Origin of the sequence: Pseudomonas shirazica, assembly GCF_015168335.1 — a bacterium.
Lineage (GTDB): Bacteria > Pseudomonadota > Gammaproteobacteria > Pseudomonadales > Pseudomonadaceae > Aquipseudomonas > Aquipseudomonas asiatica.
Genome location: NZ_CP063456.1, coordinates 2768798 through 2780333 on the forward strand (window position 1 = coordinate 2768798; position 11536 = coordinate 2780333).

Consider the following 11536-nt stretch of genomic DNA (forward strand, 5'->3'; position numbering starts at 1 on the left):
ACTCTGAGGCTGGACGTAAAGGCGGACAGGACAGCCACGGCGGCGGTCGTGGTAGCGAAAATCGCTAACTTGAAATGAGCTCGGCCAGGGTGCATGGCACCCTGGCCTTTTTTCTGAATATTGGTCGTTCACAATCAAGGGGGCATTTGCCCCCCGATTGCACAGGTCTTGCGCCTCAGGAGCCGAAGCCATGAGCGGCCCTTGCATCGCTCATAACAGCTCGGGGAATGCAGCGCCAAGCAGGCCCGGATCCTTCAGGATCGATGCGCTGCTGGCGATATCCGGGGCCAGCCAACGGTCCTGGGCATACGCCGGGACCCGTTCGCGCAACAACCGCCAGGCAACGCTGGTACCCGCGCCAAAGCGCTGCTCCTTGAGGAACTCGAATGCCTGGGCCGCCAGCAGGTATTCGATGGCGAGGATCTGCGTGCAGTTCTCCAGGGCGCGGTGCAGCTTCAACCCGGCATTGGTGCCCATGCTCAGATGGTCCTCCTGCAGGCCGGAAGTGACGTAGTTGTCGACGACTGCCGGTTGTGCCAGCTGACGGTTTTCTGCACACAGTGAAGCAGCCACGTACTGGACAATCATCATCCCCGAATTAACTCCCGGCTGGCTGACCAGGAAAGCCGGCAATCCGCTGACCAACGGGTTGATCAGGCGATCGAGACGACGCTCGGCAATCGCCCCGATCTCGGCCACCGCGATGGCCAGCAAGTCAGCCGCCATGGCCACCGACTGGCCGTGCGGATTCGCCTGGGAAACCACCCGATACGACTCGGGCGTACCCAGCAGCATCGGGTTGTCCGTGGTGGAGTTGAGTTCGGTTTCGATCTGCCGCGCAGCGTGGTCTAGCTGATCGCGGGCGGCGCCATGAACCTGCGGAATCGAGCGAATGCTCAAGGCGTCCTGGGTGCGTATGCCTTGGCTGCTGGCAATGATTTCGCTGCCGTCGAGCAGGCGTCGCAGGTTACTGCCCACGCGCTGCATGCCGGGGTGCGGTTTCATCGCGATGATTTCAGGGTCGAAGGCATCGAGCTGGCCGCGCAGGGCCTCGAAGCTCATGGCACTGATGACATCCGCCCATTGGCTCAACCGAGTGGCGTCGTCCAGGGACAGGCAGCTAAGGCCGGTCATGCAAGGGGTACCGTTGACCAGGCACAGGCCATCCTTGGCACCCAGTTTGACCGGCGCCAGGCCGACCTCGGCCAAGGCCTGCTGCGCCGGCATGATCTGGCCGCGATAGCTGACCTGGCCGACGCCCAGCAAGGTGATGCTGATATGCGCCATGTGGGTCAGGTACCCCACCGACCCCTGCTTCGGCACCTGCGGCGTGATGTGCTGGTTGAGCAAGGTCAGCAGCGCCTCGACCACCTTGCGCTGCAGGCCGGAACGGCCCTGGCAGAAATTGATGATCGCCGCGCACATGATCGCCCGGGTCTGTTCGTCCGACAGCGCCGTACCCACGCCACAGGCATGGCTGAGCAAGGTGTTGTGCGACAGCTGGCTGAGTTGTTCATCCTGCAACGAGACATTGCACAAGGCGCCAAGCCCGGTGTTGACGCCATAGGCGCGGTCACCGCTGGAAACGATGCGCTGGACAATCGCCTGGGCGTTCTCGATCCGGGCCCAGGCCGATGGGGCCAGCTCAAGCTTCGCGCCATGCCGGGCCACTGCCACCACGTCCTGCCAACGCACTGGCGCGTCGGCGATGATGATTCTTTCGGCAAACGACATATACCCGGTTCCTTAAAGCGAAGCTACGCGACGCTGCACGAAACGATCTACATATTCGTCCGCAGGTTGGTAGAGGATTTCTTTCGGCGTACCGACCTGGACCAGGCGACCGTCCTTGAGAATGGCAATCCGGTTACCGATACGCACCGCTTCGTCCAGGTCGTGGGTGATGAAGACGATGGTCTTGTGCAGTGTCTTCTGCAGCTCCAGCAACTGGTCCTGCATTTCGGCGCGAATCAGCGGGTCGAGCGCACTGAAGGCTTCGTCCATCAGGATGATGTCGGTGTCGGCTGCCAGGGCGCGGGCCAGGCCGACGCGCTGACGCATGCCGCCCGACAACTGGTGCGGGTACGACTTTTCGTAACCCTTGAGGCCCACGGTGTTGATCCAGTGCAGGGCACGCTCTGCGCACCTGGCCTTGCTCTCGCCACGGACTTTCAGGCCGTAGGCGACGTTGTCCAGCACGGTGCGGTGCGGCAACAGGCCGAAGCTCTGGAATACCATGCTGATCTTGTGCCGGCGGAATTCGCGCAGGGCGTCCATGTCGTACTGCAGAATGTCTTCGCCATCGACCAGGATCTGGCCGCTGGTCGGGTCTATCAGGCGGTTGAAGTGGCGCACCAGGGTCGACTTGCCCGAGCCCGACAGCCCCATGATCACGAAGATCTCGCCGCTGCCGATGGACAACGAGAGATCGTTGACCCCAACCACGCAGCCGGTTTCGGCCAGGACCTGATCCTTGGCTTTTTGCTGGCGGATCAGTTTCAGGGCATCTTCGGCGCGAGCACCGAATATCTTGAAGACATTCTTGACTTCGATCTTGTTCATTGTCTGTTTGGCGCTCATTTGCCCACCCCATGCCGTGGTCGGCCATAGGCCTGGGTAATACGGTCGATCACGACCGCCAGAATCACGATGGCCAGGCCCGCTTCGAGGCCGCGGCCCACATTCAGGGTCTGGATGCCGACCAGGACGTCTTCACCCAGGCCGCGGGCACCGATCATCGAGGCGATGACCACCATCGACAGGGCCATCATGGTGGTCTGGTTGATACCGGCCATGATGCTCGGCAACGCCAGTGGCAGCTGCACACCGAACAGTTGTTGCATGCGATTGGCACCGAAAGCGTTGATCGCCTCCATGACCTCGCCATCCACCTGGCGAATGCCCAGGTCGGTCAGGCGAATCAGCGGCGGCGCGGCATAGATGACGGTGGCAAAGATCGCCGGCACCTTGCCCAGGCCGAACAGCATCAGCACCGGTATCAGGTACACGAAGCTGGGCATGGTCTGCATGATGTCGAGCAGCGGCATCAACACCGCCCGAAGGCGATCGTTGCGCGCCGACAGCACACCCAGCGGAATGCCGACCAGGACCGATATCAGCGTTGCGACCAGCATCAGCGCCAGGGTCTGCATCAGCTTGTCCCAGAGGCCGACCGCGCCGACCAAAAAGAGCAAGCCGACGATCACGGCAGTGGTCACGACTTTGCGGGTGGCGTGCCAGGCGATACCAGCAACAATGGCCAGCATCAGCCACCAGGGTACTGCGCGCAGCAGGCCTTCGAGGTTGACGATGGCCCACAGCAGGGTGTCGGAGATGTGCCGGAACACGTCACCGTAGTTGGTTACAAGCGCATCGACCCAGCCATTGACCCAGTCGGCAATGGAAAACGTGAAGTTCTTGGGAAACATGGAATTCTCTCGAGCAAGTGCATGAAACGGACTGTCGCGTGCCTTGTCCGGCAGGAGCCGGACAAGCCCATACGCTCAGAGTGCCGCGTCCACCTTTTTGGCTGCGTCTTCGCTGACCCAGCTGTGCCAGACCTCGGGGTGCTCCTTGAGGAACAACTTGGCCAGTTCCGGCGACTCGATGCGATCTTTGCTCATGCGCGCCAGGTTCTGGTTCAGCAGGTCGATCGGCAGATTGACCTTTTCCAGCACTGCCACCAGTTCCGGCGCCTGCTCGTGGAAGGCCTTCGACAGGCCCACCTTGATGGTCAGGGATTTATCCACGCCTGGCTTCTCGTCCAGCTTGACCAGGTCGACCAGGCCCATCAGCGGCGTCGGCGACCAGTAGTAGAACAGGATCGGCTCGCCACGCTTGTAGCTCGACAGCACGGCGGCATCCAGTGCCGGGCCGGTGCCCGGGCGGAAGTTGGTGTAGCTGCTTTCCAGGCCGTAGTGCTTGAGCATCTCGCTGTTGTCCAGCTCGCAGGTCCAGCCGGCCGGGCAATTGTAGAAGCGCCCCTTGTCCGGTTCTTCCGGGTCTTTGAATACCTGGGCGTATTGCCCAAGATCGGCGATGGTCTTGAGGTTCGGTGCCTTGGCTTCGAGTTTGCGCTTGGGGTCGCCTTCGATCACGTAACGCGGCACATACCAGCCTTCGACTGCGCCAACGACCGGCGCGCCGACGCCAACAACCTTGCCGGCGGCCGCCGCCTTGTTCCAGACCTCGCTGCGCCCTACCCACTCTTCGGCAAACACCTGAATGTCGTTGCTGCTCAGGGCGTTTTCCATGGAGATGGAGTTACCCGGCAGGCTGTCGGTTTCACAGCCATAACCATTTTTCAGCACGAACTGCATCACGTCCGTGAGCAGCATCCCGCTTTCCCAGTTCAATCCGGCGAATTTCACCGGTTTGCCAGACTCGCACCAGCCGGCCGCCTGGCTGGCACCAGCGGCCGCCAGCAGCCCGAAAGATAGTGTGGTGGTCAGCAGAGCCTTTGTAATTTTCATTGTGACGCTCCCAAACAAGAACATGGATTGCAGTAGTCGAGGGCATCCGGCCCAAAGAGGGTCGCCAAACTGGCTGATCAGCCTTGCAATCGGCATCGGCGTGGCACCTGTGATCGGTGGCCACTGCACAGAGGAAATATTTCACAACCTCAAAAAAGGATAAAATAATATGTCCTGATGTATCACAACGGAAAAACCTATGAAGTTCACACTGCGACAACTGCGCTACGCGCTCGCAGCGGCCAAGCACGGGAACCTGACGACTGCCGCCATGGAGCTTCATGTTTCACAGCCCTCCATTTCGGCGGCCATCAGCGAATTGGAAGAGGTGCTGGGCCAATCGATTTTCGTGCGCCAACGTGGCCTCGGCATATCGCTGACCCCGTTCGGGCGTACCGTCATGGTCCAGGCCCGCCGCGTTCTGAGCGAAGCTCGGACCTTTGCCGAGATCAATGCCAATGCAGGAGAGTGTGTCGGAGAGTTGGTGGTCGGATGTTTTGAAGACCTGGCGCCCTATTGCCTGCCACAAATTGTGCGACGGATGCAGGAGTCCTGCCCGAGGGTCACGGTCGATATGCGCGAAGGCAGCTTCGATTATGTTGGCAAGCGGCTGAGTGAGGGTGCGATAGAGCTGGCGATCACCTACGATCTGGGTCTGCCGCCGAACACTCAATGCACCCAGCTGTGCCAGCTGACCGCTCAGGTACTGCTGGCTGCCGATCACCCGTTGGCCAAGGAATCGCGCGTCAGCCTCAAAGCGCTATCCGAATACACACTGGTAGTCACCGATCAGGTCCACAGCTGGCAGCATGTGCTGGACCTGTTCAGCTTCTACGATCTTTCGCCCGCCGCTGTGCACCGCGTGCGCACCTTCGAGATGCAGCGTAGCCTGGTCGCCAACGGGTTTGGCGTGGCACTGATCTACACCCGGCCATTTGGTGACCGCAGCTATGATGGCCAAGCGCTGGTGTGTCGGCCGACCGAGGAGAAATTGCCAACGCACAGCATCGTGCTGGCGCATGATCAGCGCTATCCGCTGACGCCTTCGGCTGAGGCGTTCAAGGACCTGGCGGTGGCATGGTTCGCGGAGCGGCCGTCGTTTGCATCCGAATGAAACTGCCCTCCTCTGCGAGGCGTCATTGCGCTAACGATACCTGGTCTTTCATCATCCCCATCAGTACCTCGTTTTCCAGCGGTTTGCTGAGCAAAAAGCCTTGTACTTCATGGCATTGGTCATCGCTGAGCAAGGCCAGTTGCTCGGCGGTCTCGACACCTTCGGCAGTCACCGTCATGCCCATTGCATTGCCAAGGTTGATGATGGCCTGAACCACGCTACGGTCGCTGCCACTCTTTCCCAGGTGCTGCACGAAGCGCTTGTCGATCTTGATGCTGTCGAACGGGTAGGTACGCAGGTAACCCAACGAGGAGTAACCGGTCCCGAAGTCGTCCATGTTCAGGCGCACGCCCAGCTCTTTCAGTGCAAGCATGGTGTGCAGTGCGCCTTCGACATCGTTGAGCATGACGTTCTCGGTAATTTCCAGCTCCAGGCGGTGGGCTGGCAGCCCGGTGGCGCGCAACGCGTTGCCGACGTCGCGGACCACATCGCTGCGGCTGAACTGGGCCGGCGACATGTTGACCGAGACCATCACCGCCTGCGGCCAGCCCCGCGCCTTGGTACAGGCTTCCTGCAGCACCCAGTTGCCAAGCAGCACGATCAGGTCGGACTCTTCGGCAAGCGGGATGAAACGATCCGGGCGGAGCAGGCCCAGGCGCGGGTGTTGCCAGCGCACCAGGGCCTCGGCCGATGCGATCGAGACCCCATCGACCTTGAAGCGCGGCTGAAAATGCAGCACCAGCTCGCCACGCGGTATGCCCTCGCGCAGCTCGCTTTCCAGCACACGCTTCTCCATCAAAGCGGCGTTCATCTGTGCCGAAAAGAAGCGCCAGGTGTTCTTGCCCGCCTGCTTGGCGCTGTAAAGGGCCACGTCGGCGTGTCGGATCAGGTCGCTCGGCGTACCAGGGTACTCGGCCGTCAGCACTACACCCAGGCTTACCCCCACTTGCACGACATGCCCTTCGACCTGAATGGGGCGTTTGATCGCCTCGATCACGCGCATGCAGAATCGGTCCATGTCCTGGTGATCGCCTGGCCGGGTCAGTACGACGATGAACTCATCGCCTCCCAGACGGGCGACCAGATCACTGTCACGGGTAACTTGACCGAGGCGGCTCGCTACCTCGAGCAGCACCGCGTCGCCGGCCGGATGCCCAAGGCTGTCGTTGATTGGCTTGAAGTTGTCCAGATCGAGCATCAACAGCGCCACCTTGGGTAGCTCAGCGCCAGGGGCTGATTGTTCGAGGAAACGGAACAGCTTGTTGCGATTCGGCAGGCCGGTCAGGGCGTCGTGCAAGGAGAGGTGCTGAATCTGGGCATGGGCGGCCACTTCGTCGGTGATGTCGCTGCACGTGCCACGAAAGCCGGTACACACGCCCTCGGCCACGATCGCGCGCGAAGCGATCCTGCAGATACGCTGCTGGCCTAGATGGTCCTGGTATTGGCAGCGCAGCGTGCCGGAGGAGCCTGTCGCGGCCAGGCTGTGCAGCGAGGTCCGGAGGTTGCTGGTATCACACGACAGCAACTCGGTAATCGGGCGCTGTCGCCACGCTTCGACGGGGTGCCCGGTGAGTTCGGTGAACCGGTCCGAAAGGTAGGTCAGGCGAAGGAGCACATCCGTTTCCCAAATCCAGTCCGAGGCAGCTTCGGCCACTGCCTTGAAGCGCTCTTCACTTGATTGCAGGGCAACCCTGGAAGTCACCAGAGCACGGTGGCTGCGATCGATCCTGCTGCTGGCGCGGATCGCGTAGCGTGCAAACAATGCCATGCTCAGTGCGATGAATAGAACGGCGATAGCCAAGGGCGCGATTACCGTGTGGATCAGTTCGGTGCCGGGCTGCGGTATATCCCATGTCAAGGTGTGGCCGCTGCCTTCAAGTGGCAGGGCACCGCGCCCTTGGCGCTGATCGGCCGAATCGCCCACGGCCAGGCCTAACAGCCCCGCCGCCTGGCCCAGCGGCAAGAGCACCTGTGGCGATAGAACCCGAATGAACACCAAAACCGCAGTTGGTCCCGGCGGGCGGGCCGGCTGGGTCTGCGGGCGGATCAGTGCAGCGACGTACACCGCCGGCTGGCCACGAAAGACCAGATAGCCTGAAGACGCCTGATCGTGCTGCGCTGCTTGCCGAGCCTCCTGCAGGATCTTGCCGGCACTGACGGTATGCTGCTCCAGGCCCAGCTGGCTGAGCTTACCGTCCAGTATTGCGTACCGCGTACCGTCGTCATCGAGCACATATACGCCTTCGTACCCATCGGAGGTATAGAGCGTGGCGCCGACATTGTCCTCGTCGTATGCCCAATGTGCATCGACCTGCCCGCCCAAGTGATCATAGGCGGCCTGCCAGTTGGCATGGGTCAGCAGGAACGTCCTGTCGTTCTTCTGCAGCTGGGCCATGGCGGATTCAGCATAGAAGCGGCTCTGCTCCACTTCTCGGGCGTACAGCGCCCCGGCGAGGCGGTAGAGGGAGAACAGCCCCAGCAACAAGGCCAACAGCAGAATCAGGGAAAACGCCACGATCAGTTGCCCGACCACATCACTGCGGGTCGACATTTCATTGTCAGCAAAGACGTCCATTGGTTCACCATCGCGGCCTAGGGTCTCCCGGTTGACCGGGCGGCGGGCTTGGAGGTCGATGGAGCTGACGATCGGTGGTTGGCGAAAGGCAACCTAGAGCCTGATACGGGGCTATGGTCAGTACAGCGCGGGGGCCTGCCAGCGGTGAACGACTGCCAGGTTGGATAACGGTTCTGGTGCGTTCCGCGGATAACGACCCATAGCTGTCGTTTTGCCCAACGGCGATCATTGTGCGGGCATGCCCGCGAACACCGGCAAAGCCGGTGCCATTCACCGCGGCGCCTGCTTCGCGGGTAAACCCGCTCCCACAGGGCCGGAGTCGCACTTGAGATCACACGGTACCTGTGGGAGCGGGCATGCCCGCGAACACCGGCAAAGCCGGTGCCATTCACCGCGGCGCCTGCTTCGCGGGTAAACCCGCTCCCACAGGGCCGGCGTCGCACTTGAGATCACACGGTGCCTGTGGGAGCGGGCATGCCCGCGAACACCGGCAAAGCCGGTGCCATTCACCGCGGCGCCTGCTTCGCGGGCGCGCCCGCTCCCACAGGTACTGCGCGGGCTTCGAGTTGGCGCTGTACCTGTGGGAGCGGGTTCACCCGCGAAGAGGCCCTCAAGGTCAATCACGGCTGCCGCTTGAATCAAACAAAGCCCAAGCGCCCGTCAGACACCCGGCACCGTCTTCCGCCCAACCAGTTGCTGCCTCTCCACCCCATCCAGCAACGCCTCCACCACCGCCTTGGCCGAATCCAGCCCATGGTCATTGCTCAACAACAGATCACGACAGGTTCCCTTGGCCAGCTCCAGTGCCTTGAGATTGGTCGCAAACGCGCCTTTGAGCAGCGTGGACAGATGCACCAGCGCATCTTCGTAGTCCACCCCAGAACGCACGGCAAACAACGGTGGGTGGCTGCATTCGCACGTGGAGAAACTGGAGGACGCCGTGGTGGCGCGTACGGGAGGATCGGGTAAGCCTTTTGTCATTGTGTCGCTCCTTGATTCACTGGAGCCGCCACACAACGTGACCAAACGAATGGGTGGCGACTGTACGCGGGTTGGTCAACCGGGAATCAAGGAAACCGGCGCGCACGGAGGCGCCCCACGCACAGCCGCCATAAAACGAAACAGCGGGCACAAAAAAGCGCCAACTGTATCGCAGAGCGGGCGCTTGTGCGCCTTGATGATTGCGGGTGACCAAACCCGGCCGCTGGACTTACAGCAGCGGGCAAAGACTACCGGTGTCAGGGAAGCGTTTCAAGCGAAGGGAATGTGCAGTAACACTTCCGTTGGCGCCTCTCACTCATCACCTGCTGGCCAATCAGCAGTGATCACCATGTTGTGTCGCCTGCACCGGCCTCTTCGCGGGTAAACCCGCTCACAAAGGGACGGCGTCGCGCTTACGAAACCAGTTATCCTTTAGCGTCCGCCTTGGCCAAAAGCGATCGACCGCGAATGGCGGCTAACGACCCACGGCGGACACTGATCCAAAGCTCTGTAGTCAGTACCGGCCTCATCGCCGGCAAGCCGGCTCCCACAGGAATATCACCAGCCTTCAGGCATGCGCTGTACCTGTGGGAGCCGCGCTTGCCGGCGATGGGCCGCGAAGCGGCCCCGGTCACAGATGTCCGCTTTGGGTCGTTTGTAGCCATTCGCGACTGGGCACTATCTACCCAAAACGGACGCTGCGCCGGACATCAAAGCCGGACGGATGACTTATCGGGTATCGCTCGCTACCCTGAAATCCCGTCGCCTGACGGTTCCCGGGTCAAATCCCGTTTCACCCAGACGAGCATGTCATGAAATCCCCCACAGGTTTGCTGCTGTCGGCTATCGAACTGGACCGTGCCAGTGCCATACCTCTGTACCGTCAGCTGTATCTGCAAATTCGCAAACAGATACTCAACGGCAGAATTCAGGGGGGCGTGCGCCTGCCGTCGACGCGGACCTTGAGCATCGAGTTGGGGCTGTCGCGGATCACCATCCTCAATGCTTTCGATCAGTTGATTGCCGAAGGTTTTCTGGCCTCGCGCACGGGTGCAGGTACGTATGTCGGTACTGAGTGGGAAAACCGGAGTATCGAGGACGAGCAACCGCGCCAGCCACCGCGCCTGTCCGAACTGAGCCAGTCGATGCTGTCGCTGCGCAGCGATCATTTTCGCGGGGTGTCCTATACCGACTGGGATCCGGCGACGCCGACCTCCTTCCTGCCCAGTCACAGCACCTATGAAGGGTTTCCGCAAGCCATCTGGCGGCGCCGGATGAACCGTCATTTGCTAAAGCCAACCAAGGCGATCCTGGGTTATGGCGAGTTGCAAGGCTTGCAGGCGTTTCGCACAGCGATTGCCGAGTATGTCTTCGATGCGCGAGGTATCGACTGCAATGCCGGCCAGGTAGTGATCGTTTCCGGCGCGCAGCAAGCATTCAACCTGCTGGGCATGCTGCTGCTCAATCCGCAGGACAGTGTCTGGATGGAAGACCCTGGGCACATCGCCGCGCGAATTGCGTTGCAAGCCCAGGGGGCCCGGATCATTCCGTTGCGTATTGATGAACAGGGGATCGATGTCCAGCAAGGCCTTGCCGAGTGCCCTGATGCGCGCCTGGTATTCTGTACGCCTTCGCGTCAGCATCCTTTGGGTGTCACCCTGAGTTATGTGCGGCGCCAGGCACTCATCGACTGGGCTGCGAAGCATCAGAGCTGGATCATCGAGGACGATTGCGACAGCGAGTTTCGCTACAGTGGTCGACTTCTTCCGGCACTGTATGCCATGGACCAGATGGCCCGAGTGATCTACGTCGGCACGTTCAGCAAAGTGCTCTTCCCGTCACTGAGACTGGGCTACGTGATTCTGCCGCAGGCTCTGGTCGAGCCCTTCTGCACCCTGCGCGCGGTCATGGATCGCAGCCCGCCCACACTGCTTCAGGCCACAACGGCCGACTTCATGAGCGAAGGCCACTTCCTGGGGCACATCCGCCGCATGCGTGCACTGTACAAGGCGCGCCAGCAGGCGTTGATCGAACAACTTGAAAAGCAGATCGGCAGCTTTTTCAGGATCACTCCGACGGATGCCGGCATGCACCTGATCGCCTGGCTGCCCCCCGAACTCAGTGACACTGAAATCGCCCGGCAACTGGCCCGACACAACATCCACACCTACGCCTTGAGCGACTACCGCATCAAGCATGACCTGCCGCCTGCCCTGTTGATCGGCTTTGCCGGCACGCCTGAAAAGCAGGCCCGGGAGCGTGTCGAGGAGCTGGCCCAGGCTTTGCGCACGCTGGGTTATCTTCCGCCGACCACTTGATGCGTGGAAAGTGGCCTTATCAATTAATTGATAATGGATCTATCGAGAGTTCCTGGCTGGCGCGATAAAGGCTGCG

Annotated in this window: 8 protein-coding genes; 2 read left to right on the plus strand and 6 right to left on the minus strand. The window is 61.2% G+C overall.

All coding sequences use genetic code 11. The features are described 5' to 3' along the window. Positions 1–210: 210 nt before the first annotated feature. The 4 genes from hutH to IMX18_RS12625 all read right to left on the minus strand — a co-directional run bounded on the left by hutH (position 211) and on the right by IMX18_RS12625 (position 4472). The gene (hutH, locus tag IMX18_RS12610; protein WP_015270116.1) at positions 211–1734 is read right to left on the minus strand and encodes a histidine ammonia-lyase; all 1524 of its coding nucleotides are present in this window, start codon (positions 1732–1734) and stop codon (positions 211–213) included. A 12-nt stretch (positions 1735–1746) separates the two neighbouring features. Then, entirely contained in the window at positions 1747–2580 is an 834-nt protein-coding gene (locus IMX18_RS12615) for a quaternary amine ABC transporter ATP-binding protein (protein WP_003256804.1), read from the minus strand. After that, entirely contained in the window at positions 2577–3428 is an 852-nt protein-coding gene (locus IMX18_RS12620; RefSeq protein ID WP_015270115.1) for an ABC transporter permease, read from the minus strand. The genes IMX18_RS12615 and IMX18_RS12620 overlap by 4 nt, the downstream gene beginning before the upstream one ends. Before the next feature lie 75 nt (positions 3429–3503). After that, positions 3504–4472: an ABC transporter substrate-binding protein gene (locus tag IMX18_RS12625; RefSeq protein ID WP_015270114.1), complete on the minus strand. Its 969-nt coding sequence runs from the start codon at positions 4470–4472 to the stop codon at positions 3504–3506. A 199-nt stretch (positions 4473–4671) separates the two neighbouring features. Between IMX18_RS12625 and IMX18_RS12630 the strand changes: the two genes are divergently transcribed. Next, positions 4672–5586 carry a LysR family transcriptional regulator gene (locus IMX18_RS12630; protein WP_054572910.1) on the plus strand — a complete coding sequence of 305 codons (915 nt, stop codon included), beginning with the start codon at positions 4672–4674 and terminating at the stop codon, positions 5584–5586. Positions 5587–5608: 22 nt separating this feature from the next. Here the strand turns inward: IMX18_RS12630 and IMX18_RS12635 are convergent, their stop codons facing one another. Together IMX18_RS12635 and IMX18_RS12640 are read right to left on the minus strand one after the other, a co-directional pair. Further along, the gene (locus tag IMX18_RS12635; RefSeq protein ID WP_217190518.1) at positions 5609–8161 is read right to left on the minus strand and encodes a bifunctional diguanylate cyclase/phosphodiesterase; all 2553 of its coding nucleotides are present in this window, start codon (positions 8159–8161) and stop codon (positions 5609–5611) included. 660 nt (positions 8162–8821) lie between these two features. Next, positions 8822–9058, minus strand: coding sequence for a hypothetical protein (locus IMX18_RS12640; RefSeq protein ID WP_015270586.1), 237 nt, complete (start codon positions 9056–9058; stop codon positions 8822–8824). 896 nt (positions 9059–9954) lie between these two features. On the opposite strand from IMX18_RS12640, the gene pdxR reads away from it, so the two are divergent. Further along, positions 9955–11460 (plus strand): MocR-like pyridoxine biosynthesis transcription factor PdxR, encoded by a 1506-nt coding sequence (gene pdxR / locus IMX18_RS12645; RefSeq protein WP_217190517.1) that lies wholly within the window; start codon positions 9955–9957, stop codon positions 11458–11460. Positions 11461–11536: the final 76 nt, after the last annotated feature.

Excerpts from the sequence above, each read along its gene's own strand:
- IMX18_RS12635 (WP_217190518.1), bottom strand. The coding sequence starts at position 8,161 with ATGGACGTCTTTGCTGACAATGAAATGTCGACCCGCAGTGATGTGGTC.
- pdxR (WP_217190517.1), top strand. The coding sequence starts at position 9,955 with ATGAAATCCCCCACAGGTTTGCTGCTGTCGGCTATCGAACTGGACCGT.
- IMX18_RS12625 (WP_015270114.1), bottom strand. The coding sequence starts at position 4,472 with ATGAAAATTACAAAGGCTCTGCTGACCACCACACTATCTTTCGGGCTG.
- hutH (WP_015270116.1), bottom strand. The coding sequence starts at position 1,734 with ATGTCGTTTGCCGAAAGAATCATCATCGCCGACGCGCCAGTGCGTTGG.
- IMX18_RS12615 (WP_003256804.1), bottom strand. The coding sequence starts at position 2,580 with ATGAGCGCCAAACAGACAATGAACAAGATCGAAGTCAAGAATGTCTTC.
- IMX18_RS12620 (WP_015270115.1), bottom strand. The coding sequence starts at position 3,428 with ATGTTTCCCAAGAACTTCACGTTTTCCATTGCCGACTGGGTCAATGGC.
- IMX18_RS12630 (WP_054572910.1), top strand. The coding sequence starts at position 4,672 with ATGAAGTTCACACTGCGACAACTGCGCTACGCGCTCGCAGCGGCCAAG.